Source organism: Empedobacter sp. UBA7252 (assembly GCF_002472765.1).
Classification (GTDB): Bacteria; Bacteroidota; Bacteroidia; order Flavobacteriales; family Weeksellaceae; genus Empedobacter; species Empedobacter falsenii_B.
On record NZ_DKSQ01000106.1, the window covers coordinates 1 to 22922 of the forward strand.

25 protein-coding genes and 1 pseudogene are annotated in these 22922 nt (G+C 29.8%); 11 read left to right on the plus strand and 15 right to left on the minus strand.

Features of this window, described 5'->3' with window-relative positions; genetic code table 11:
• Nucleotides 1–85: 85 nt before the first annotated feature.
• From B2X73_RS14680 to B2X73_RS14690, 3 genes are all read right to left on the minus strand, one after another.
• Nucleotides 86–349 carry a hypothetical protein gene (locus B2X73_RS14680; protein WP_125349508.1) on the minus strand — a complete coding sequence of 88 codons (264 nt, stop codon included), beginning with the start codon at nucleotides 347–349 and terminating at the stop codon, nucleotides 86–88.
• Nucleotides 337–1431 (minus strand): hypothetical protein, encoded by a 1095-nt coding sequence (locus B2X73_RS14685; RefSeq protein ID WP_221856186.1) that lies wholly within the window; start codon nucleotides 1429–1431, stop codon nucleotides 337–339. Before B2X73_RS14685 ends, B2X73_RS14680 begins: the two co-directional genes overlap by 13 nt.
• Nucleotides 1432–1552: 121 nt before the next feature.
• On the minus strand, nucleotides 1553–2392 hold the full coding sequence (locus B2X73_RS14690; protein WP_286494862.1) for an aldo/keto reductase: 840 nt from the start codon (nucleotides 2390–2392) through the stop codon (nucleotides 1553–1555).
• Between the two features lie 168 nt (nucleotides 2393–2560).
• Here B2X73_RS14690 and B2X73_RS14695 point away from each other — a divergent pair, with 168 nt between their 5' ends.
• Both B2X73_RS14695 and B2X73_RS14700 read left to right on the plus strand, forming a co-directional pair.
• Nucleotides 2561–2863 carry a hypothetical protein gene (locus tag B2X73_RS14695; protein WP_221856190.1) on the plus strand — a complete coding sequence of 101 codons (303 nt, stop codon included), beginning with the start codon at nucleotides 2561–2563 and terminating at the stop codon, nucleotides 2861–2863.
• Between the two features lie 6 nt (nucleotides 2864–2869).
• Nucleotides 2870–3364, plus strand: coding sequence for a hypothetical protein (locus B2X73_RS14700; protein ID WP_286494861.1), 495 nt, complete (start codon nucleotides 2870–2872; stop codon nucleotides 3362–3364).
• Here B2X73_RS14700 and B2X73_RS14705 read toward each other — a convergent pair.
• Together B2X73_RS14705 and B2X73_RS14710 are read right to left on the minus strand one after the other, a co-directional pair.
• Nucleotides 3351–4502 carry an FAD-dependent monooxygenase gene (locus B2X73_RS14705; RefSeq protein WP_291096827.1) on the minus strand — a complete coding sequence of 384 codons (1152 nt, stop codon included), beginning with the start codon at nucleotides 4500–4502 and terminating at the stop codon, nucleotides 3351–3353. The genes B2X73_RS14700 and B2X73_RS14705 overlap by 14 nt on opposite strands.
• Before the next feature lie 96 nt (nucleotides 4503–4598).
• The gene (locus tag B2X73_RS14710; RefSeq protein WP_038334410.1) at nucleotides 4599–5981 is read right to left on the minus strand and encodes a dipeptidase; all 1383 of its coding nucleotides are present in this window, start codon (nucleotides 5979–5981) and stop codon (nucleotides 4599–4601) included.
• 111 nt (nucleotides 5982–6092) lie between these two features.
• Here B2X73_RS14710 and B2X73_RS14715 point away from each other — a divergent pair, with 111 nt between their 5' ends.
• Nucleotides 6093–6407, plus strand: a complete 315-nt coding sequence (locus tag B2X73_RS14715; RefSeq protein WP_284583689.1) for a DUF4286 family protein — start codon at nucleotides 6093–6095, stop codon at nucleotides 6405–6407.
• A gap of 31 nt (nucleotides 6408–6438) precedes the next feature.
• Here the strand turns inward: B2X73_RS14715 and B2X73_RS14720 are convergent, their stop codons facing one another.
• From B2X73_RS14720 to B2X73_RS15365, 5 genes are all read right to left on the minus strand, one after another.
• Nucleotides 6439–6996, minus strand: a complete 558-nt coding sequence (locus B2X73_RS14720; RefSeq protein WP_291048342.1) for a hypothetical protein — start codon at nucleotides 6994–6996, stop codon at nucleotides 6439–6441.
• A gap of 288 nt (nucleotides 6997–7284) precedes the next feature.
• Nucleotides 7285–8568, minus strand: coding sequence for a glutamate-1-semialdehyde 2,1-aminomutase (hemL, locus tag B2X73_RS14725; protein ID WP_125349521.1), 1284 nt, complete (start codon nucleotides 8566–8568; stop codon nucleotides 7285–7287).
• 62 nt (nucleotides 8569–8630) lie between these two features.
• Nucleotides 8631–11738 carry an ATP-dependent helicase gene (locus B2X73_RS14730; RefSeq protein ID WP_422653360.1) on the minus strand — a complete coding sequence of 1036 codons (3108 nt, stop codon included), beginning with the start codon at nucleotides 11736–11738 and terminating at the stop codon, nucleotides 8631–8633.
• Between the two features lie 507 nt (nucleotides 11739–12245).
• Nucleotides 12246–12350 (minus strand): hypothetical protein, encoded by a 105-nt coding sequence (locus B2X73_RS15360; protein WP_409450540.1) that lies wholly within the window; start codon nucleotides 12348–12350, stop codon nucleotides 12246–12248.
• Nucleotides 12351–12359: 9 nt separating this feature from the next.
• Nucleotides 12360–12581 (minus strand): hypothetical protein, encoded by a 222-nt coding sequence (locus B2X73_RS15365; protein ID WP_371875736.1) that lies wholly within the window; start codon nucleotides 12579–12581, stop codon nucleotides 12360–12362.
• A 112-nt stretch (nucleotides 12582–12693) separates the two neighbouring features.
• Between B2X73_RS15365 and B2X73_RS14735 the strand changes: the two genes are divergently transcribed.
• Together B2X73_RS14735 and B2X73_RS14740 are read left to right on the plus strand one after the other, a co-directional pair.
• On the plus strand, nucleotides 12694–13227 hold the full coding sequence (locus B2X73_RS14735) for a hypothetical protein (protein WP_291048334.1): 534 nt from the start codon (nucleotides 12694–12696) through the stop codon (nucleotides 13225–13227).
• 37 nt (nucleotides 13228–13264) lie between these two features.
• Entirely contained in the window at nucleotides 13265–14230 is a 966-nt protein-coding gene (locus tag B2X73_RS14740; protein ID WP_221854490.1) for a D-2-hydroxyacid dehydrogenase family protein, read from the plus strand.
• Between the two features lie 28 nt (nucleotides 14231–14258).
• Here B2X73_RS14740 and B2X73_RS14745 read toward each other — a convergent pair whose 3' ends face one another.
• Nucleotides 14259–14816 (minus strand): hypothetical protein, encoded by a 558-nt coding sequence (locus tag B2X73_RS14745; protein WP_291048330.1) that lies wholly within the window; start codon nucleotides 14814–14816, stop codon nucleotides 14259–14261.
• Nucleotides 14816–16810, minus strand: a complete 1995-nt coding sequence (ligA, locus tag B2X73_RS14750; protein ID WP_291072440.1) for an NAD-dependent DNA ligase LigA — start codon at nucleotides 16808–16810, stop codon at nucleotides 14816–14818. The genes B2X73_RS14745 and ligA overlap by 1 nt, the downstream gene beginning before the upstream one ends.
• 120 nt (nucleotides 16811–16930) lie before the next feature.
• On the opposite strand from ligA, the gene B2X73_RS14755 reads away from it, so the two are divergent.
• From B2X73_RS14755 to B2X73_RS14780, 6 genes are all read left to right on the plus strand, one after another.
• Nucleotides 16931–17185: a hypothetical protein gene (locus B2X73_RS14755; protein ID WP_038334370.1), complete on the plus strand. Its 255-nt coding sequence runs from the start codon at nucleotides 16931–16933 to the stop codon at nucleotides 17183–17185.
• Nucleotides 17186–17976: 791 nt separating this feature from the next.
• On the plus strand, nucleotides 17977–18681 hold the full coding sequence (locus tag B2X73_RS14760) for a phosphoadenylyl-sulfate reductase (RefSeq protein WP_286494849.1): 705 nt from the start codon (nucleotides 17977–17979) through the stop codon (nucleotides 18679–18681).
• An 83-nt stretch (nucleotides 18682–18764) separates the two neighbouring features.
• On the plus strand, nucleotides 18765–19325 hold the full coding sequence (locus tag B2X73_RS14765; RefSeq protein ID WP_219034624.1) for a Crp/Fnr family transcriptional regulator: 561 nt from the start codon (nucleotides 18765–18767) through the stop codon (nucleotides 19323–19325).
• A gap of 74 nt (nucleotides 19326–19399) precedes the next feature.
• Nucleotides 19400–19726, plus strand: a complete 327-nt coding sequence (locus tag B2X73_RS14770; protein ID WP_219034623.1) for a DMT family transporter — start codon at nucleotides 19400–19402, stop codon at nucleotides 19724–19726.
• On the plus strand, nucleotides 19726–20247 hold the full coding sequence (locus B2X73_RS14775; RefSeq protein WP_221854488.1) for a GNAT family N-acetyltransferase: 522 nt from the start codon (nucleotides 19726–19728) through the stop codon (nucleotides 20245–20247). Before B2X73_RS14770 ends, B2X73_RS14775 begins: the two co-directional genes overlap by 1 nt.
• Before the next feature lie 95 nt (nucleotides 20248–20342).
• The gene (locus tag B2X73_RS14780; RefSeq protein ID WP_219034621.1) at nucleotides 20343–20669 is read left to right on the plus strand and encodes a DUF493 family protein; all 327 of its coding nucleotides are present in this window, start codon (nucleotides 20343–20345) and stop codon (nucleotides 20667–20669) included.
• A 483-nt stretch (nucleotides 20670–21152) separates the two neighbouring features.
• Here B2X73_RS14780 and B2X73_RS14785 read toward each other — a convergent pair whose 3' ends face one another.
• The 3 genes and pseudogenes from B2X73_RS14785 to B2X73_RS14795 all read right to left on the minus strand — a co-directional run.
• Nucleotides 21153–21644 carry a 3'-5' exonuclease gene (locus B2X73_RS14785; RefSeq protein ID WP_038334348.1) on the minus strand — a complete coding sequence of 164 codons (492 nt, stop codon included), beginning with the start codon at nucleotides 21642–21644 and terminating at the stop codon, nucleotides 21153–21155.
• A 3-nt stretch (nucleotides 21645–21647) separates the two neighbouring features.
• Nucleotides 21648–22562 carry a tRNA (adenosine(37)-N6)-dimethylallyltransferase MiaA gene (gene miaA, locus B2X73_RS14790; protein WP_286494844.1) on the minus strand — a complete coding sequence of 305 codons (915 nt, stop codon included), beginning with the start codon at nucleotides 22560–22562 and terminating at the stop codon, nucleotides 21648–21650.
• Between the two features lie 95 nt (nucleotides 22563–22657).
• Nucleotides 22658–22922, minus strand: a pseudogene (locus B2X73_RS14795) (MaoC family dehydratase); the annotation flags it as partial.

Genomic DNA, 22922 nt, shown 5'->3' on the forward strand with positions numbered 1-22922 from the left:
ACAAATGCACTACCGGTTAAAATCGTCATTTCTAGTGAAATTCTTTTAGAATTTTGTATCGAGAAAAAGATTTTAAAATATTAGTTTATAAATTCTCTAACATCAAGATAATTTCACTTTCGATACGTTGCATCATTTCAGGCAAAATTTCGATTTGATGTTTTACATTTTCGATGGTATTGTACGTCAATTCTCCCGTGTTCAAATTCAAATTATATTCAATTTGTCCTTCCCACGAATTACTCGATTCATAAAATGAAACCATTTCAAAAGGCAATCTTGGCAAAATTTCGCCAAAATGTTCTTCTAATTTGATTCGATTTTCTTGATTAATTGTTAGTTTTTCCATGATCTAATAATCATTGCATTAGCAGAAGTTTCGTAGAAAATAATCGCTAATAATTGTAAAAATTCAGCATGATTTAGCTTTCCAGCAACTACTTCTTCAATATCTGCTTCGTAATATTCTTCAATTGTTTTGGTCATCAAGGCCTTAAAATTCTCTAACGGAATATTTTGATCTTTCAATTCATTTAATAAATAATTATTCGAAGCTAAAAAATCAGGACGAGTTCCGAAAATAGGAGACTTACGAATATTTAACGCATTATGAAAAGTTTGCGAAATCAAAACGCCACGTTCCAATTCTTCGAATTCCCAACCTTTACGAACTCTTCTTGGATTATTTTCATAGAAAATATGGTTGTGAAAAGCGTGAATATGTTTCGCAATATCCGTGTTGGTATGTAAATAAAGAAACTGCAAAATCGAACTAAACAAATGATTTGCGTTCAGATTCGCTGGATAATACGTGTACAATAATGGATAATGAAACAATGTTGTGTACAACGGTGAAAAACTATCAATAATGTTTAGATTCAATACATTTATTCCTTCAAAATCTACTTTCTGATTCGTTTGATAATAATTAATTCCAGCCAAATAAATATCCTCATAACTCAATTCAAACTGATTAAGATACGCTCCAATTTGTTTGAAAAATGATGTATTTAAGTTATGATTTGTAACTAATTTATATTGTTTATTTTCAAATTCTTTAATAAAATCTAACTTAAACTCTGACTTTAAATTATCATTGATAACTTTATCAAAATCAAATGATTTATTTCTAATTACATTGACATAAATTTCGTTGTATGTATAAATAATTTGCTTTATTGGTTCTGTATCCAAAGCTTCAAACGGATTGATGTCAGCATTTGGCGTAGCATACAACGTAAACAAACGACGAAATTCTTGTTGAATCTTTTCTTCTTCCGCAAACATATTCATCAATTGATTGGTGTTCGCAGCAATAATACTTTCACCTAAAAAAAATAAAATACCAGCTTTCAAATCTTCATCAAAACCACATCTTTCAAGGGTTTGATCAAAATAAGTTTTGAATGGATTTTCAGGATTTTGGCTCATATCGAATAATTTTTTTTATCATTTAAAAAGTAAAAGTATTGATTTTTTGAAGATTTAAAACGAAAAAACCTCTGCAAAACAGAGGTTTTTAAAATTTATTTTAGTGAATTTGTTTAACTTGTTAAAATTCAACCATTGAAGGATTCAATCCAGAAAAACCATCAGCTGGCATTTCATCTATCGCTTTTACATCTTCTACACTTAATTTAAAATTATTTGAAGTTAAATTCGCTTCAATATTTTTTTCTGAAGAGGAGCGAGGAAGTGGTAAAATTTCTTTCGCCAAACAATAATTAATACAAATCTGACCAACTGAAACATTGTATTTATCAGCCAAAGAAACAATTAATTCGTTCTCCAAAATTCTTCCAGAACCTAGCGGACTCCATGCTTCAACTAACAAATCGTTTTGTCTACAAAAATCGACTAATTCTGGTTGCGAATGTCCTGGATGAATCTCAATTTGATTAACCATTGGTTTGATTTCAGCCGTTTCAAATAAAGCTTCCAAATGATTGATATTGAAATTACTCACACCAATCGCTTTTGCTTTTCCAGATTTGTAAATTTCCTCAAAAGCTTGCCAAGTTCCAGCATTCAATTCTGCCCAAGTATCAGGAAATTGCGTTTCATTTGCTGGCCAATGAATCAAATATAAATCCAAATAATCTGTCTGTAAATCAGCTAAAGTTTGCTCAAATGCAGCCATTGCTTTTTCGTATCCACGCTCAGAATTCCAACATTTAGATGTAATGAATAATTTACTACGATCTACATTTTCAGCTTTCAAAACTGTTCCAATTTCTTTTTCATTTTTGTAGATTGCTGCCGTGTCAATATGTGTATATCCTTTTGTTAATGCAATTTTTAGAGGTTCTATAACTTTTTCACCTTCCAATAACCATGTTCCAAATCCAATTGCAGGAATTTCGATCCCGTTTGATAGTTTAAAGTTTTCCATTTTTTCAATATTTTTATATTCAAATTTATCTCAAAACAACCAATTTCAATAATTAGTAGACGTTAATTCTTATGTTAAAACTCATTTATAGAAATCTTAAATTTAATTGTTTGTTAATAAAATAGTTCTATATTTATTCTCGAAAAGTGATAGGAAAAAATATTAAAAATGACACAATTTACAGGTACGATTGAGGATTTTATGAATACACATGAAGAATTTATTAATGCTTTGATTCTTAGAAAAATTAATCAACAAGTTGTATTAGATAAGAAAGATGCAGAAGATATTCAGCAAAATGAATTTATTCAACAAAAATTAGATGATTTAAAAGAACATATGACTGATTTGTTTGAAAATGAATTTGGTGATTGGGAAATTACAATGGATTTAGAATCTTTTGAACAAGAATTTGATAAACATTTTCAGATTTCGAAGCAAGAATTAGAAGATAATGTGCTGTTGAAGTAGGTGATTATGGAAGAAAAACAGATTTTACATGTTGATTTCGCAACTTTGAGACAATCGTATATAGAAGTCAAAAATTTTCTAGAAAAAACAACAAAAGAAAAAGTTGAAAATGTTGATGTTCTGATTGAGAAAGATTTATTTTTATCAGGATTAGATAATGAATCACTTTTGATAGCGTTTATAGAAAAATATGATATTGATTTTTCTAAATTTGATTATTCAAAACATTTTTTGTCAGAAGGAGAATTAGCGAATGGATTCCAAGTTGTCTTAAATATAGTTTTTCTTCCGTTATATTTTCTATTTTGGTTGATAAAAGAATTTACTTTTGATTTGATTGACTTAAATAAATATTTGATTAAGATTGTGAAATTATTTTCAACTAATCAAAGAGAAACTCGTGATATGAGTTTTGGAGATTTGTTAACTTCTTATGTCAACAAGAAATATACGTTAAGAAACACTACAAAATTCGTTTTGCATAATCCTAAACTCTCATAAAATCTTCTTCCAACAAGTCTTCTAAAGGACTTTGCATCAAAGATTGTGGTAAATTTCGGAAAGCAAAATTTCGTATATTCATCAAAAATTTATTGTCGACTTGAGCAACTTTTCCAGCCAAACGAGAAGTATCGATAATATAATGTGTTCGTTTCAAACGACGTAAATTATAATGTTCAAAAGCTAACAAAATATCAGTATCTTTTTTGATTAGTTCATCATACAAAACACAAACATCTTCAACAGCCATGCATGCGCCTTGCCCCATGTTTGGTGTGGTTGCATGTGCTGCATCTCCAATTAACAATACACGATTAAATGCATAATTATTAATCGGTTTTATATCCATAATTGGCGTAGCAATGATGCTTTCTGGATTCGTTTTTTGTAAAGTATTTCTGATTTGTCCCGAATAATCTTTGAACTGATTTTTAATATCACTTAAAGCGTAGTTGTAAACTTCAGAATTTAGTTTTGTATTGACACAAGCATACCAATAAATTTGATGATTGATTAATGGCGTCAAACCAAATCGACCATTTGGTCCCCATGTTTCGATGCTCTTTTTTGAATTGTAAGATTTATCCTCTACAATAGCACGCCAACAAATATAGCCTGCATAACGAGGTGTTGAATGTTTTAACAATTGTTGACGAATTGTAGAATTTATCCCATCAGCACCAATTAAATAATCACCTTCTGTAGAAGTTCCATCTTCAAAATGAAGGACAACTTTCTCAAAACTTTGTTCAAAGAATTTTATTTTTTTTGACGTTTTAATTTTATTCGAATCAATTTTCGAGACTAAATAATGATGTAAATCTGCACGATGAATGGCAAAATTTTCGTTGTTGTAATTTTTTCTTAATCGTTCTGTGTCCGCTTTCAGAATTGTTTTTTCTTTCCAATCTTGAATTTTAAAATCTTCTAACATATGCCCCAAAGGCGCAACCTCTTCTGCTAAACCTAGAATTTCAAATGCTTTCATTGCATTAGAAGCCAAACCAAAACCAGCCCCAATTCCTCGAACTTCTGGAGAAGCCTCGAAAATTTCGTAGTTATAATTTAAATCTTGCAAAGCTTTTGCTAAAGTTAAACCCGCAATTCCTGCACCCGCAATTAAGAATTTTTTACTCATTGATAAAAATAAAGTTCAAAATTAATCATTCTACTATAAACCAAAAAGAAAAGCGAATCAATTTGATTCGCTTTTTAGAAGTTATTTTGTCGAAAATTATTGTTCGTTAAAATATTTGTAGAAATATGGAATAGTTTCGATTCCTTTGTAGAAATTGAATAAACCATAATGTTCGTTTGGAGAGTGGATAACGTCAGAGTTTAATCCGAATCCCATTAAAACAGATTTTGTTCCTAATTCTTCTTCGAATAAAGCAACAATTGGAATAGATCCACCAGCTCTTTCGGCTAACGCTTCTTTTTCAAAAGTTTCAGCTAACGCTTTTTTAGCAGCGATAAAACCTGGGTGATTAGTTGGTAAAATATAAGGTTTACCTCCATGATGTGGTTTTACTTTAACTTCTACAGAAGAAGGCGCTAAAGTTGGGAAATAATCTGCAAATTGTTTTGTTACAACTTCTGGATCTTGTCCAGGAACCAAACGCATTGAAATTTTAGCATACGCATGAGAAGGAATAACTGTTTTAGCACCTTCGCCAATATATCCTCCCCAAATTCCGTTTACATCTAAAGTAGGACGAATAGAAGCTCTTTCGATTGTAGAAAAACCTTCTTCTCCTTGGATATCAGCAATACCAATAGATTTCTTGTATTCTTCTACATCAAATGGAATTTTAGCTAAATCAGCTCTTTCGTCTTCTGTTAATTCAAGAATTGGTTCATAGAAACCTGGAATTGTAATGTGACCTTTTTCATTGATTAATTTTCCAATCATTGTTGCTAAAACATTAATCGGATTAGGAACAGCTCCACCATAAACACCAGAGTGCATATCGCGATTAGCTCCTTTTACCTCAACTTCTACATAAGATAAACCACGTAAACCAACAGAAATAGAAGGTTGTTCGTTTGAAATCATAGAAGTATCAGAAATCAAAATCACATCATTTTTTAATTTCTCTTTATTGTTTTTAACGAAATTTACTAATGAAGGAGAACCAACTTCTTCTTCACCTTCGATCATAAATTTAACGTTACAAGGTAATTCGTTTGATTTGTTTAAAGCCTCAAAAGCTTTAACGTGCATAAACATTTGACCTTTATCATCAGCAGAACCACGAGCAAAAATTGCTCCGTCAGGATGAATTTCTGTCTTTTTGATTACTGGCTCGTATGGTCCAGATTCCCATAATTCTAAAGGATCAGCTGGTTGTACATCGTAATGTCCGTAAACTAAAACAGTAGGTTTTGAAGCGTCAACTATTTTTTCTCCGTAAACAACAGGAAAACCTTCTGTTTCGCATACTTCAACATTATCAGCACCTGCTTCTTTTAAATATTTTGCAACCATCTCGGCAGCATCATTTACGTCTTGTGTGTAGGCTGGATCAGCACTAACTGAAGGAATTTTAAGTAATTCGATTAATTCATCAAGAAAACGTTGTTTATTCTCTTGTATAAATTGTTGCGTATTGTTCATTTTTGTTTGTTATGAATAATAGGTAAATTTAAAAATAAAATCTTGATTAGACTTTCTTTTTCAAGAAAAATATAATGCGAAAACCTTTGTATCTTTGCAAAAAATTAGAGAATGATATTATATAATACAACTTTTATTGTTGAACAAGAAGTGCATGATGATTGGTTTGCGTGGATTCAGAAAGAGCATATTAATGATTATTTGAAATCAAATTGTTTTATCGGTGCTCGTTTAGGAAAAATAACTTCTCATATAGAACCTGGGGCGGTTTCTTATTCTTTGCAATTATTTGTGAATGATGAATTGACTTTAGATAAATTCAAGAATAATTTTTTATCAGAAATTAAACAAAAAAGTTTGCAAAAATACGCGACTAAAGTACTAAGTTTCGAAAGTGAAATGGAACATATAGGGGATTATAATTAAACAAAAGCTCGAGAAAATTCTCGAGCTTTTTTTATATTCTTTTTTGAAAAATAACTTCAATATTCAATTCAATCCATTGTTTGGTGCTAAAATCATAATATGACTTTGTAATATTTGTAGATAGACGATTGTAGTCTATAATTTTTAAATTTTCAATAGAAACATTTTTTTTATTTTCCTTGTTACCAGTATAGTTGCTTTCTGTATAACTACTATCTTTTATAACCATTACTTTATCCGATAATGTTGTAGATGTTACAAATCCATATTTTACAAAATCTGCATAACCGCTTGGTATACTTGGATAATCATAATTTATTAATGTTAGAGGAAAATTAAAGGAGATTAATTTTACTTTAGGTCTAACTTCTAAAAAGTTCTCTTGTTTATTAAGAATTTCAATTTCATCCAACAAATTAGTTGATGTTTTTTTATCATTGTTTAAATCAACTGGGATATTAGCTTTATAGGACACAATATTATAAGTCTCAACTACATCTTCTTCCGAAAAACCATCATCATCTTTACATCCAAAATTAATAAGAATTATACTAGATGCAAGTAGTAGTTTAAAGTAATTTGTAATCATATCATTATGAATTTTAGTAAATATAATAATTTCATTGATTTGTATAGTTATCAATTTTTGATTTATGTTTTTTTGACTTTAGTTGAATTATTTCAGAATTGGTTTCGATTTAGATAAAAATACCTATTACGATATTTTACTTCCGAAAAATTATAATTCAAACAAAGCGTTTGTTATTAAAATGGGCAAATCACCTGATAAAACAGAAAAATTGATGGACGCAAAAATGTAGTTCCAAAATAGAATAAAAAAATGCAGTAGTTTTTCTACTGCATTTTTTGTTTATGTTTAACCTTCGAAGCTTCTTACAGCGTCTAATGTTTTATTAATTTCAGCATCTTTAATTGCATCAGAAATAAACCAAGTTTCGTATCCAGAAGGAGCAATGTAAACTTCGTTCGTTAATAAATGATGGAAAAATTTGTTGAATCTTTCGTGGTTACATTTGGTCACATCTGTAAAGTTTTTAATTTCCGTTTGCTCTGTAAAGAAAACAGACATCATCGACCCTAAACGATTGATATGATTTGGAATTCCTTTTTCTGCAAAGATTTTAGAAATTTCAACATCTAAAGTTTCTGTAGCGTTATCAATTCTATTGAATAATGCTCTATCATTATTGATAATATTCAATGTTGTGATACCAGCACGCATAGCAATTGGATTTCCTGATAATGTTCCCGCTTGATAAACAGGGCCAAGAGGAGCAAGGTGATTCATGATTTCGCGACGAGCAGCAAAAGCACCAACAGGGAAACCTCCGCCAATTACTTTACCAAATGTTACAATATCTGCATTGATGTTTAAACGTTCTTGAGAACCTCCCATCGCTTGACGGAAACCTGTCATTACTTCATCAAAAATTAATAAAGCTCCATTTTCATCACAAATTTGTCTTAATCCTTCTAAGAAACCTTTTTCTGGAACAATACATCCCATGTTTCCTGCAATTGGCTCAACAATAATAGCTGCAATTTCGTCTTTATTTTGTTCGAATAAAGCTTTTACATCTTCCAAATTATTGTATTCTGCCAACAACGTATCTTTTGCAGTTCCTTGTGTTACACCCGGAGAATTTGGATTTCCGAAAGTTGCAGCACCAGAACCAGCTTTAATCAAAAATGAATCTGAATGTCCATGGTAACAACCTTCAAACTTTACAATTTTATCACGATTTGTATAACCTCTTGCCAAACGAATTGACGACATACAAGCTTCTGTACCTGAGTTCACCATACGAACCATATCGATGTTTGGAACTACAGAAGTAATTAATTTTGCAATTTCAGTTTCCAATTCAGTTGGTGTACCAAAAGAAAAACCATTTTTCATCTGCTCAACAGTCGCATTCAAAACACGCGGATCTGTGTGTCCAATAATCATTGGTCCCCAAGAATTGATGTAATCTACGTAAGCACGTCCATCTTCATCATAAATATAAGCACCTTCGGCTTTTTTGATAAAAATTGGCGTTCCTCCAACAGATTTAAATGCACGAACAGGAGAATTTACACCTCCTGGAATATATTCTTGCGCGTCTTTGAATAATGCGCTACTTCTTTGATACAACATAATTTTACAAAAATAGTTGCACAAATTTACTGAATCTTAAATGAATTATGAAGTGATTTTGATTAGATTATAAGTTTATGTGAAGATTTATTTTCTAAATACTCAATTAATGTTTTAATCAATTGATTTTCTTTCAAAATCGTTTGATTTCCAATCAAAAATAATTGCTCTTTTGCACGTGTTAACGCCACATTTAGTTTTCGGTCAACATTTCCTTGGTCATTCATATTCACCAACGCATTCAATTGTGAATAATATGTTACCGCAAAACTATACAAAATAATATCGCGCTGACTTCCTTGATAACGCTCAACTGTATCAACCGTTATTTGCTCGTAATTAGGAATATTTGCTAATTCTAATTTTTGTTTAATCAAGGCAATTTGATTACGGAAAGGCGCAATAATTCCAATTGTTTTCTTTGCATCAAATTCTTTTTTATTGATTTCGTATAAATGAATAATTTCTTGTACAAATTTCACAATCAAATCGGCTTCTTGCTCATTCGTTGAAGGCAAATAAGGATTTTCGTCCACATTGATAAACGCAAAACGATGATTCGTAATAAAGTTTTGTAAATCATTTGATTGATTATGATTTTCAAAATGTAAATCTGCACGTTGGCGATGTAAACTTTGCTTAATCTCTTCATTCAAATTTGGAATATCATAGGCAACATTTAATTTTCCATCATAAAAATAATTGTTCGGAAAATCTGCAATTTCAGCATGCATTCTTCCTTGATAAGTCAATTGGTNNTTATTATTACGCTCACAAAATTCATACAAACGTTCGAAAATTGAGTTTTTACGATTGATTAAACCAATATTTTCTAATAATTCGTTGTTCGTTTTTGCTAATTCAGGATTTTGCAAAACAATTGCAGGCAACTGTTTGTGATCACCAATCATGATAAAACGTTCTGCTTTTGGTAGAATTCCAACAATTTGTGGTTCTAAAATTTGTGAAGCTTCATCAATAATAATTGTATCAAATTTCTTTAATTTCAGAATATCATTTTTACTCGAAATTGAAGCAACCGTCGAAACAAAAATGCGTTGTTTACGAATAATATCTTGAATTGTTTTTCTCGAAAATTTTTCTCCTTTTTGCTCTAAATCAACATCTTTTTGCTCGATAATTTTATTCAATAAATTAGGATGAAATTCAGGAGAAGTAGATAATTCATTCCCAATTCTGATGAACTTTTGTTCAATTTGATCAGAAATAGCCGAATTTATCGATTCACATAATTCATCAACCGCACGATTTGTATACGCCAAAAGCAAAATATTACAATCTTGTTTCTCGTAGATTTCTTTCACCAATTCTTTGATGATAATCGATGTTTTTCCTGTTCCTGGAGGTCCATTCAACAAGAAATAATCTTTAGAAGAAAGCGCTTTTTTCAAGATTCGATTTTGTTCATCCGAAAGATTTGAGTTAAAATACGCATAATCCATTTGATTTCTTGGAATAGATTGCGTTAAAATCAAATCTTTTTTTGCTTTAGAAGAATGAATTAATCCATACAGATTTCGGTACATCGAAACAAAAGAAGAATCCATAAAATCGCGTTCCAAAGCCCATTTTCCTGATGAATCAAACGAATCAAAAAAGCGTGTGTTGGGCTGCTGATAACGAAAACGCAACACAATAAATTCTCTCGAAATACTTTTGATGGTACATTTAAAAACCTGATTTGTTAAAACCGAATCTTTGAAATTATTTCTTGGATAAAGAATGCAAATATCACCTTCGCGAATCGAAATAAAATCATTCGCAGGATTAGTTCTTTTTAACTTGATTTCACGTTTTGGATCAGAAATATGATTTTCTACAATTTCTAAATCATAAATAATCTCGAAATTATTATTTTTTTCTTCGAAAGTATTCAGCCACAAACTCGCCAAACCGTTGTTAGAAGTTGATTGTCCCAAACCAAGTTTCGCCATATATTGCTCTTTCGCAATGAAATTCGTAAACGAATAAAAATAAGCTTTTTCTAACGGTGAACTATTTTTGATCGGATAGATAAATTTATCCAACTGTTCTTCTAAAATTTCTTTGAAACGAGGATTAATTTTTCGTTTGATAAAATTGGCAGGTTTAATCGAATAAATAGTTGATTCAATATCGGTTAATGCATGATTTGCTAACCGATTTTCATTGATAATTATTCGATTTCGTAAATCAAAAATACGTTGAACTCGCGCTAAAGTTGGCACATCAAAACGTAAATTTCCTTGATATACTTTCGAATAGAAGATATAACCTTCGGTGTTTTTTGTGACATCTTTAAACTCTAAATCATATAAAACACCAATAATTTGGTAATATAAAAAGAGCTGCGTCGCATGATTTGGCTTGACACTTTTTCCATCATCAGGAAAAGGTGCACCACCAGATTTCAGCTCGATAATTTTATTTTTTCCTTCGGGATTAATGTCTAATAAATCTAAACGACCCTGAATACCATATTGTTCGCACAAAAATGAAGGCTCTATTAATGCACGATCCAACGAAATATCATATTGAGGAAAATCCTCGGTCAACACTTTTTGAATACGGTCAAAATGACCTTTTGCTTCCAGATAATAATCTTTCAAGTCTTGTGGATTCGTCAAATCGTTGCAAGCCGTATATTCTAATGGATAATTTTTGAAATCATTCTTGAAAATCTCATTAAAATCTGTGTTTTCAATGTTTTCTGTTGAAAAATGATCGACTACTGAATTGGCAAAATTTCCTAAACGAATGTGTTTACTATTTGGCGATTCTTCAAATTTTTTCTGAATATAATGCAATTCAGAAGTTCCATAATCCTGAAAACATTCAGCAATTGCCGAAATATCAACCAAATAATCTGGTTCGAGAATGATAAAACGTGGATGATAAATTCCTTCTTCATCAATCGTCGAATTGACTAAATTTAATTGTGCACCAACCCAAAAATCCTCAACAGAAGTAAAGTTTTCATTTACGCCATCCTCATCAATTTGAACTGTAATATTTTCTTCTGTTTCATTATCTTCATGATCGCAAATCAAACAATCTCGTTTGATTTCAATCACTTGAACACGCAATTTTTTAACCCGATTTCGAGTAAGAATTTTGTTTGTATAAAATTCTTTTTCAGGAAAATAGTAGATAATTTCTGCTGGAATCATTACTTCATAAATCGAAGAAATAAAATCTGCAACATATTTATAATGTGTAAAATATTCGTGTTCTGTCGGTTCGTATTTCTCGCTCAGAATTCGTTGAGCCGTTTTACGAAAGGAATGAATTTTAGTGGAAACTTGGTATTGATTACAGATAAAAGATAGCTTCGAGAAAAAGTTAGAAAACTGTAAAGCTTCGTTTTTTGTCAACTCAAATGCAATATTTTCAACCAAACGTTTTAAATCTAAATATTTAAAATTGATTGGTTTATTGGCAAGTTGAATTTGTAAAACTTCATTTAGCAGTTGATTTCCTATTTCTTCTCGATTCACGGCGATTAATTTGGTGTAAAATTAAGACTAAATATTGTATTAAAAAGACGTTTAATCCCACGTTTTCCAATCATCACTTGTAAACAACCATTTTGGAGTTTTAATTTTACCTTGTTGTAATTTATACCAAGGATTTAATTTTTTATTCATCGGATTATTAAGAATTTGAATTTTTTCAAATTATTTAATTCTCAAAGGTGAAACAATGACAGCAAATCCATCAGGATCTAAGAAAGAAATTCCGTTATCATTCCAATATGGATTTTTAGATTTTATTGGTTTGATATGATGAAATTATAAACGCTCAATAATTTTTTCATATTCTTGTTGTGTTGTTGGATAAAATACCAAACAATTGTCTTCATCAAAGTGATGATTTATATTTTCGTGAGTTGTTGTAAATTTTAGATGCCAGTTTAAATCTGGTTTTCCAATAAAAATACCATCATATCCATTATGATTTTGAAACTCTCCAAGAATTTCAAAATTTAAAACTTTAGTATAGAATTTTTTTATTTAGTTGATTTGATTGGTATGACGAGCGACTCAAAATTGCATAAAATTCACTATTATTATTGATTGAAAATTAGTTTATTTTATTGAATTTTATGGAAATAATTTTAGTACAATGAAGAAAACTCTTTTATTAATTTCGTTTATTATTTTTAGTTTATTTAATGTATTTGCTCAAAAACAAAAAGATTCTAAAAGTTCTGAAGTTATTATTTCAAAAGATTTTAAAAATAAATTAGATCCAATTAAATCAAATTTTAATCGAATTAATTCGATTAAAATTTGGACAAAAATAAAAGAAATTGAAACTGATGATTCTACCGAAGGTGGTTTTATTAATTATTATTTTTTGAACGATAAATTAGAAAAAATTGTGGTTCGAAAATTTGGAAAATCAGGTCAATATTTAGCCGAATATTATTTGTTAAATGATAAATTGTCTTTTGTTTTTGAACAAGGTACAACTTATAATTTTCCTTTATATTGGAAAGGATTTGATGATAAAAAATCGAAAATTGAAGAATTTCGTTATTATTTTGAAGATAGAAAATTGATTCATTTTATAGGAAAATCTAAAAATTACAAAACTGAAAGTAAAGATACTTTGGACGAATTTGATGAGATAATTAAGAAAGAGAAAAGTAATTAGATAAATCAAAATAACTACATTTATTAAAAATTAAACAATGAAAATTGCCATATTAGATGATTATCAAAATGCTGTACCGTATTTGAAATGTTTTGATTTAATAAAAGATTATGATGTTAAGGTTTTAAATCGTTCATATACAAATACAAAGGATTTAGCAAAAGAAATTGAGGATGTTCAAATTTTAGTTTTGATAAGAGAACGTACGAAAATAAATGAAGAATTATTATCCCTTTTACCAAATTTGAAATTAATTAGTCAAACAGGCAAAATTTCAAATCATTTAGATTTAGCCGCTTGTACAAGTAGTGGAGTTGCTGTGTCAGAAGGAATTGGTTCTCCTATTGCTCCAGCCGAATTAACTTGGATGTTGATAATGAATGCAACTCGAAAAATACCTCAAGCTATCGAAGCGATGAAAAAAGGCGAGTGGCAGACTAATATTGGTTCTACAATAAATGGTAAAACAATTGGAATTTGGGGATATGGAAAAATAGGACAGATGATTGCACAATATGCAAAAGCTTTTGGAACGAAAGTGCAAGTTTGGGGAAGTGAAAATTCTCGTCAAAAAGCATTGGAGGATGGTTTTCAAGCAAGTAATTCTAAAGAAGATTTTTTCTCTACAAGCGATGTTGTTACACTTCATATTCGATTAAATGAGCAAACAAAAGGTATTGTGAAATTTGAAGATTTGAAATTAATGAAACATGATGCAATTATTGTAAATACTTCTAGAGCTGAACTAATTAAGAAAAATGATTTAAGTAAAGCTTTAAGTCAAAATACACCAACTTATGCTGCTTTAGATGTATATAACTCTGAACCAATTTATGATAAAAATAATGAATTTCTAACGAATCCGAATGTAATTTGTACGCCGCATTTGGGTTACGTTGAAGAAAATAGTTACGAATTATATTTCTCAAAAGCTTTTGAAAATGTTGTGAATTATATTGAAGGAAATCCAATCAATATTGCAAATCTTGAAGTTTTAGATTAATAAAAAATCCGTCAATTGACGGATTTTTTTAATACACTTCTTCTTTTTTGAAGAAAACCGTGTCGTTTCCTTTTCTAAATTTCAGTTCTGAATATCGAATCGTGTAATCATCAGACATTCCGTAAGTTTCTAAAATAAAATTATCCTTAAAACGATAATTTCTATTGGTTTTATGTTTTGCATTTGAACCTAATTCTTCTTTCAAACTCAATATTACTGGAGAAATTTTGAATCGAGGATCAGTTTCTATTCGATTAATAATGGTATTGACATCGGCAGAATCCATAATCAAAACTGTTTCTTGTTTCATGTTTTTAATTCCAGAAATAACTGTCGAAACAATTTTTAAATTTCCTTTAAACCCAATTCCAGCTTGGTGTAAATCGGTTTTCAAATCATCATTAGAATACATTTGACTTCTGTAACCATATTTCACCATCGGAATCATCACAATAAAAAATATCGCAAGCGAAACTATCATTGCAGCTTTGTTGTAGCCTGCCATTCTCAATCCATAATATATAAATGGAATCAAAATCAATAATACAATTCCGAATATAATGACAGCAATTAATCCTGATTCCATTAGCCGTTAATCATATTTAAAAATTCGTCCTCGGTCAACACGACAACTGTTCCAATTTCTTCTGCTTTTTTCAATTTACTTCCAGCTTTATCGCCAGCAACCAAAAAATTTAAGTTTTTAGAAACTGCAGAAATATTTTTTCCACCATGATCTTCCACCATTTTTTGTGCATCAGTTCGATTGAATTTAGTCAAAGTTCCTGTAAACAAAAACGTTTTGCCTTCCAAAGAATCTGACAAAGGTTTTGCTTCTTCACCAATCTCGAAATTCAACCCGTAATCACGTAAACGTTGAATCAAAATTTGATGCTGTTCTTCTTTAAAATATTCCTTAATCGAAATTGCAATTTTTTCTCCAACATCCGTTACAGAAACTAATTCTTCCATTGTTGCATTCATCAAACGATTAATAGTTTGAAAATGTTTAACCAATTTTTTTGCAACCGTTTCACCTACATGACGAATTCCAATTGCGTACAACACCTTTTCGAAAGGTTGCTCTTTAGATTTTTCGACAGAATTAATAATATTTTGAGCAGATTTTTCAGCCATTCTTTCCAGAGGCAAAATATCTTCTTTTTGTAAAGTATAAAAATCAGCAATGTTATTAAGCAAATTTGCTTTGTGTAGCAAAACAGCTGTTTCACCACCAATACTCTCAATATCCATTGCTTTTCGAGAAACAAAATGCTCTAATTTTCCAATTATTTGAGGTTCGCAACCATTTTCATTTGGACAATAATGCTGTGCTTCGCCATCGTTACGAATTAATTCTGTTCCGCAAGAAGGACAATTTTTAATAAATTCGATTTCTTCCGTTCCAGGTTTGCGAACATCAGTATTAACACCAACAATTTTCGGAATAATTTCGCCGCCTTTTTCCACATAAACCATATCACCAATGCGGATATCCAACTTTTTAATAATATCTTCGTTGTGGACAGAAGCACGTTTTACGATTGTTCCAGCCAAAGAAATAGGTGCAAGATTTGCAACAGGCGTAATCGCTCCAGTACGACCAACTTGATAATCGATGCTCAATAATTCGGTTTCGGCAGCTTCAGCTTTAAATTTATACGCCATTGCCCAACGTGGAGATTTCGCAGTATAACCTAATTCATCTTGTTGCGAAAAAGAATTTACTTTGATCACAATTCCGTCCGTTTCGTAAGGTAAATTTTTACGTTCGATATCCCAATGATCTACAAAAGCTAAAACTTCTTCCAAAGAAGTACATAATTTTGATGTATGCGGAATCTTAAAACCTAATTCATCAGCGGCTTGTAGCATTTCCCATTGTGTAGAATAAGGTAAATTATTTCCGATAAAATAATATGGGAAACATTGTAAACCGCGTTTCGCAACTTCTGTATTATCTTGTAATTTTAATGATCCAGAAGCGGTATTTCGAGGATTTGCATACAATTCTAAACCATTATTAGCGCGTTCTTCATTAATTGAAGCGAATTTATTGAGCGGAATTGTAATTTCGCCACGCATATAAAAACGTTCAGGATAATTTCCTTTCAATTTCAATGGAACAGATTGTATAGTACGTATATTATTCGTGATTTCATCACCTTGTGTTCCATCTCCACGCGTTACAGCCTGCGTCAATTCTCCATTTTCATACAAAATAGAAATCGAAGCGCCATCATATTTCAATTCGCAAACAAATTCTACTTTTTCACCTAACGTTTTCTCAATTCGTTTTTCCCAATCTTGTAAATCTTCAATTGAATATGAATTGTCTAACGAATACATTCTAAATTCGTGTGTAATCGTCGGAAAATTTTTTGTAACCATTCCACCAACGCGTTGTGTAGGGGAATTAACATCAAAAAAGATAGGATTTTCGTCTTCTAATCGTTTTAATTCTTTCAATTTCAAATCAAATTCGAAATCAGAAATTGTCGGATTATCTAAAACGTAATAATTATAATTATGCTGAGTAAGCTCTTCTCGAAGCGCTAAAATTTTGTCTTGTATTTCCATTCTAAAAATGTTACCGAACAAAGATAAACACTTGAATTAATACGAACAATTTTTAAAATAATTTGGAATGATTTATATTTAGGAATATTTATTGCAACGTTTATTGAAAAATAATCAACTATGAATAATTTATTAGAAGTTTTGGACACAAAATCAAAAGGTTTTGAAAATACAGTTTCTATCGTAACAACTGGAGCAGCAGCAGGAATTGCAATTTCGAAAGCAATTAATAAGAACGAAAAAATTGGAGCTGTTGTTGGAGTAGGAGTAGGCTTGCTGGTTTATGCAATGTTTAGTCCTCAAAACAAATTGGAAAAAGAGAATAAAAAATTGGAAAAGCAAATAGAAGAGTTTGAAGCTAAATTGGAAAAATAATCTGTTTTTATTTGTAAGTATTTTAACTTATTTGGTGAGTTTAATTTTGCCTGTTCACTTATTAAGTATTGATTTTATTGAATATTATTCTGGAGATTCTAGAACAGAATATTTGAATTACATATCTAATATTAGGATATATAACGATATCAGAGTTGCCAATTGATTTTATCTGTTGGTTAGGGAACTTTACATTATTATTTTCTTGGATTTTTTATAAGATAAAAATAGGATGAATATTAGGTATTATCGCTGTTATTCAAATGTCATTATACGAAATTAATCATTTAACAAGATTAGATATTTTACAAATACATGAATATGATTTACCACATTTTGGTTATTGGATTTGGTTATTTTCATCCATTTTTGTCCTAATTTATCATTACAAAAAATATAAATTAAAAAGTCAAACATTGTAAAGTTTGACTTTTTAGTTTTGTGATATTCATAATTCGTTCTCGAAGATGATTAGATAGAATTTATTCTTAAGACATTTTAAATGTTTTTATCTTAATAATTATATTGATTTTCGAATTAATTAGCAATCCATACTCTATGAAAACCTTTATTTAATGCCAATTTGGACTGATTTTCTTCTATTTTACGAATATGAAAATTCACTCTCGAAGATGATTTAAGTATAAACAAAATTTGCTTGTATAATTTATTGATTCTATATTATATTATATCTATAAAATTAGTCGAGATTAGTGTTGTTTTAGAAAATTGGAATTAATACATTTGTTAAAATAAATACTCTATAAAAACTATAGATATTATATAAGAAAATGAATCAACTAAAAGAGATATTAGAAAAAGTTACAGGACAAGTAAGTTTAGAAGAAAAATTATTTTTTTTGAATAACAACGTTAAAGAAAAAATAGTTTTTTCGACAAGTTTTGGTTTCGAAGATCAAGTTATTTCTCATGTTATTTTAAGTCAAAAATTAGACAATATTAAGATTTTTACTTTAGATACAGGTCGTGTTTTTCAGGAAACGTACAATACGTGGAACAAAACAGAATTTAAATATCAAGCGAAGATTAAACCATTTTATCCACCAACAGAGGAGTTAGAAAATTTTGTTGAAGAAAATGGAATTAATCCTTTTTACGATTCGGTTGATTTAAGAAAACAATGTTGCTATATCAGAAAAGTAATTCCTTTGAATCGTGCATTAAAAGAAGCATCAGTTTGGATTACAGGTTTGCGTGCGGAGCAATCGAATAATCGACATGATATGCACGAAATAGAGTTTGACGAAGAAAAACAATTATTCAAATTCAATCCATTGATTGATTTTACAACAGGGGATTGTTTCGAATATTTGAAAGAAAATAGAGTTCCTTACAACCCGTTACACGACAAGGGTTTTATAAGTATTGGTTGTGCTCCTTGCACACGTGCTATAAACGAAGGTGAAGATTTTCGTGCCGGAAGATGGTGGTGGGAAGACTATAGTAAAAAAGAATGCGGTCTACATGCAAAGTAGACTTCAGGTGTTAATTTAATTTGAATGACTCAGCCTATTTTAGGTTGAGTTTTTTGTTTACTTTTACTAGATAAGTTTCAATAATGGAAATAGAACAAATCTTAAATCAAATTTCGCCACTTTCATCACAGTCTATTCAATTGATAGCAGATAAAATTCAATTGATTCGATTACCAAAAAACACCACGCTTATTGATGCTGATAAAGTTGAGAAAAAGTTATATTTCATCAAAAAAGGAATTGTTCGCGCGTATACGATAGACGATGGAAAAGAAATTACGTTTTGGTTTGGGAAAGAAGGCGATTTGATTTTATCGATGCGAAGTTATGTCGAAAATAAAATTAGTTACGAAACAATCGAATTAATGGAAGATTGTGAGTTATATGAAATTAAATCTTCAGACATACAATTGTTTTATGCTACAAATTTAGAAATTGCAAATTGGGGAAGAAAACTTGCTGAAATTGAATTGATAAAAACTGAAGAGCGTTTTATTTCTAGGCAACTAGGAACGGCGATTGATCGTTATAAAAAATTGTTAGAAGAAAATCCAAGTTTGATTAATCGTGTGCAATTAGGTTATATCGCGTCTTATTTAGGAATTTCTCAAGTGACATTAAGTAGGATTCGCACAGAAATTTAAGCGAATAATTTTTTTACAAATGTAAAAAAAATCTATTTTTTTCTAATTCATCTTTGCATCAAAATATTAACAAAATGAATTGGATTTTATTGATTTTAGGAGGATTATTCGAGATTGGATTTACATCATCTTTAGGGAAAGCCAAAGAAACAACAGGCTCAGAAATGTACATTTGGTATGGCGCTTTTGCAATATGTTTGGTTGCAAGTATGACGTTATTAATCAAAGCAACACAAACTTTACCTTTGGGAACTGCTTATGCTGTTTGGACTGGAATTGGCGCTGTTGGAACAGTTTTAATCGGAATTTTTGTATTCAAAGAACCAGCTAATTTTTGGAGAATATTCTTTATTTTTACATTAATTAGTTCAATTGTAGGATTAAAATTTGTTTCGCATTAATGAACGAAGAAATTACAATAAAAAGAGTTGAAGAAAAACACATTACAGAACTTCAAGAAATCTCTAAAAAGACATTTGCAGATACATTTTCTTCTTCTAACACAGAAGAGGATATGCAAAAATATTTGAACGAAAGTTTTTCAGAAGATCAATTATTAAAAGAATTGAAGAATCAAAATTCGTTGTTCTTTTTTGCAATGATTAACCAAAAAATTGTCGGTTATCTGAAATTAAATATTGGTGATGCTCAAACAGAAGTTTATGATATGAATTCTTTGGAAATTGAAAGAATTTATGTGTTAGAATTGTTTCAAGGAAAGAAAATTGGACAAATTCTTTTTAATAAAGCTGTAGAAATAACTAAAAACCTCAACTTGCATACAATTTGGTTAGGAGTTTGGGAAAAGAATATTTCTGCGATTAATTTCTATTTAAAGAATGGTTTCGAAAAATTCGATCAACATATTTTCAGACTTGGTGATGATGAACAAATAGATTATTTAATGAGATTAAAATTATAAGATTTATAATATGTCAAAATGTCTTATTAATTCTATATTTTATCAATAATGTGAAGTGGTATTGTTTTTGACATTGTAACAAAAAAATAATAGATATGGACACAAATAGAGATTATACATTCGAAGAAATACCAGATAGCTCTCACAATGAGCAAGATTTTTATGCAAAATTCAAAGAAAGATTAGATGATGTACAAAAATTTCCAGCTGATTATTTGTTCAAATTCATTTATCCTTCAAGTGAAGAAACGATGGAAAAAATCAAAGATATTTTTGCAGGAACGAATGCTGAATTTGATTACAAAGCTTCAAAAAATAGAAAATATACATCTATTTCGATTAAACTTTATGTGATTGATGCGGATACAGTAATCAATTATTACAAAGAAGTTTCGAAGATAGAAGGCGTTATAATGTTATAAAAAAGGTTGCAAATGCAACCTTTTTTTATCTTTTTAAAAAGAGTAGGGAGGTATCAATTTTTCAATTATGAAATTAATGTTCCCAGAGTAACCCTCTTTATTATGTTAAATACATAATGTGATTATTTTACTTCTTCGATAAAAACAATTGAAATCAATTTTTTAAATTATTATTTTTTTCAACTTGCAAAGATTTATCGGAACTAAATTTTAGTTTATACTTCATTTTATAAAATTTTGAAAGTTAATTTTCAAAATTTTGCATTCTCAATTCATTTCATAAAATCAACTTATTTAGAATAGAATTTTTGCTTTATTAAATTTTCTTAGAAATAGTGAGTTATTAAAGTTATTATTAATCAATTTTAAATACTTGTAAATACTTACAAATATTTGTAAATGGATATATTGCTGAATATAAATTTATTATAATTAATGTAGAATTGTTTTTTAAATGTTTAATCAGATAAATTTTTAGTAAAACTATTTTAATAAGTATAATTGAGCACAAACTTTTGCATCAGATAAAGCTTCATGATGGTTGAGTTGAAGATTAAATCGGCGAGCACAATCGGATAATTTTGTAGGAACAATTCCTTTCTGTTTGAAAATTCTGTATGTACATTCCCACTTTTCGGCAAGGTTAAGTTGAGAGTAATTGAGGCTATAAAACTCCATTGTATTCTTCAAAACAGAACGATCAAACGATTCGTTATGTGCAACAACAAGCTGATTTTGCAAACGATGTTTGATTTCAAAATAGACGTCTTCAAAACTTGGTGCATCAATTGTGTCTTCGGGACGAATTCCATGAACCAAAATATTATGATAATTATATTGATTTTGTGGTGGTTGAATTAACGTGTAATACTCGTCTGTAATCACATTATCTGTCACAGTTACAATTCCAACCGCGCAAGCAGAATTACGATAATTGTTTGCAGTTTCGAAATCGATGGCAACAAAATTTTCCATAATTTATATTTTGTTCGATATAAAATTAATGATATTTTCTTGTTCGAAAGGAGAAAACCAATTGACAGTTTCATCTTTTTTGAACCATGTCATTTGACGTTTTGCAAAACGTCTTGTATTCTTTTTGATTTCTTCTATCGCAAAATCCAATGTAATTTTCTCTTCAAAAAAGTCGAACAATTCTCGATAACCAACAGTTTGCAAAGCATTCAAATCTTTTAAAGGAAATAAATTTTTTGCTTCATTTAATAAACCTTCGTTCATCATAATATCAACTCGACGATTGATTCGGTCGTACATTTCTTCGCGAGGAAGTTCTAAACCGATTTTAATTATGTTAAATGGATGTTTGTTCAAATCTTGATTTCTGAAGTTAGAGAAAGGTAAACCCGAAGATCTAAAAATTTCTAAAGCACGTGTTACACGCTGTTTATTGAAAATATCAACTTCTTCAAAATACTTTGGATCGACTTCTTGCAATTCTTTTTGCAATTTTTCAATTCCAAATTCAGCAAGCTCATTATTCAAATCTTCTCTAATTTTAGGATTAACATCAGGAAATTCGTCAAAGCCAACTGTGATCGCTTTTTCATATAAACCAGATCCACCAACCATGACGCAAATGTCATTTGTTTTGAAATAATTATTCAAAAAAGCTAAGCCATCACGCTCAAAATCACCAACCGAATATTTTTCGTGAATAGAAATATTTTGAATAAAATGATGCTTCACTTCAGTCAATTCTTCCTCAGAAGGAACAGCAGTTCCTATCTTCATTTCTTTGAAAAATTGACGACTATCACAAGAAATAATTTCGGATTGAAAATGTTTTGCAACTTCTATTGCCAAATTGGTTTTACCAATTGCAGTTGGTCCAACAATAGAAATTAAGGTTTTATTATTTTGAATTTTTTGCATGTTATATGAAATCGAGCGCAAGATACTTCGATATTTTATGAAAAGAAAAAGCTTCTATAAAAAATAGAAGCTTTGTAAATTATATTGATCTTTAATTAATCATTAAAGTGGTAAAGGAAAACCACATCCGCCGTATAAGCAGGTTTCGGATTATCTTTAATTTCTAAATTTGCTTCGATGACAACTTTTGCAATTCCTCTCAAATTAGTAATAGATTTCAATTTTGCAGTTAATCTTACCTCACTATCAACCAAAACAGCTTGTCCAAATCTCAAATTTTCAATTCCATAATTGATTAACATTTTGATGTTGCGCACTTCCGCAATTTGATCCCACAAATGTGGAATTAAAGATAGCGTT

Coding starts and splice junctions, on each gene's coding strand:
- B2X73_RS14680 (WP_125349508.1), bottom strand. CDS start 349: ATGGAAAAACTAACAATTAATCAAGAAAATCGAATCAAATTAGAAGAA.
- B2X73_RS14685 (WP_221856186.1), bottom strand. CDS start 1,431: ATGAGCCAAAATCCTGAAAATCCATTCAAAACTTATTTTGATCAAACC.
- B2X73_RS14690 (WP_286494862.1), bottom strand. CDS start 2,392: ATGGAAAACTTTAAACTATCAAACGGGATCGAAATTCCTGCAATTGGA.
- B2X73_RS14695 (WP_221856190.1), top strand. CDS start 2,561: ATGACACAATTTACAGGTACGATTGAGGATTTTATGAATACACATGAA.
- B2X73_RS14700 (WP_286494861.1), top strand. CDS start 2,870: ATGGAAGAAAAACAGATTTTACATGTTGATTTCGCAACTTTGAGACAA.
- B2X73_RS14705 (WP_291096827.1), bottom strand. CDS start 4,502: ATGAGTAAAAAATTCTTAATTGCGGGTGCAGGAATTGCGGGTTTAACT.
- B2X73_RS14710 (WP_038334410.1), bottom strand. CDS start 5,981: ATGAACAATACGCAACAATTTATACAAGAGAATAAACAACGTTTTCTT.
- B2X73_RS14715 (WP_284583689.1), top strand. CDS start 6,093: ATGATATTATATAATACAACTTTTATTGTTGAACAAGAAGTGCATGAT.
- B2X73_RS14720 (WP_291048342.1), bottom strand. CDS start 6,996: ATGATTACAAATTACTTTAAACTACTACTTGCATCTAGTATAATTCTT.
- hemL (WP_125349521.1), bottom strand. CDS start 8,568: ATGTTGTATCAAAGAAGTAGCGCATTATTCAAAGACGCGCAAGAATAT.
- B2X73_RS14735 (WP_291048334.1), top strand. CDS start 12,694: ATGAAGAAAACTCTTTTATTAATTTCGTTTATTATTTTTAGTTTATTT.
- B2X73_RS14740 (WP_221854490.1), top strand. CDS start 13,265: ATGAAAATTGCCATATTAGATGATTATCAAAATGCTGTACCGTATTTG.
- B2X73_RS14745 (WP_291048330.1), bottom strand. CDS start 14,816: ATGGAATCAGGATTAATTGCTGTCATTATATTCGGAATTGTATTATTG.
- ligA (WP_291072440.1), bottom strand. CDS start 16,810: ATGGAAATACAAGACAAAATTTTAGCGCTTCGAGAAGAGCTTACTCAG.
- B2X73_RS14755 (WP_038334370.1), top strand. CDS start 16,931: ATGAATAATTTATTAGAAGTTTTGGACACAAAATCAAAAGGTTTTGAA.
- B2X73_RS14760 (WP_286494849.1), top strand. CDS start 17,977: ATGAATCAACTAAAAGAGATATTAGAAAAAGTTACAGGACAAGTAAGT.
- B2X73_RS14765 (WP_219034624.1), top strand. CDS start 18,765: ATGGAAATAGAACAAATCTTAAATCAAATTTCGCCACTTTCATCACAG.
- B2X73_RS14770 (WP_219034623.1), top strand. CDS start 19,400: ATGAATTGGATTTTATTGATTTTAGGAGGATTATTCGAGATTGGATTT.
- B2X73_RS14775 (WP_221854488.1), top strand. CDS start 19,726: ATGAACGAAGAAATTACAATAAAAAGAGTTGAAGAAAAACACATTACA.
- B2X73_RS14780 (WP_219034621.1), top strand. CDS start 20,343: ATGGACACAAATAGAGATTATACATTCGAAGAAATACCAGATAGCTCT.
- B2X73_RS14785 (WP_038334348.1), bottom strand. CDS start 21,644: ATGGAAAATTTTGTTGCCATCGATTTCGAAACTGCAAACAATTATCGT.
- miaA (WP_286494844.1), bottom strand. CDS start 22,562: ATGCAAAAAATTCAAAATAATAAAACCTTAATTTCTATTGTTGGACCA.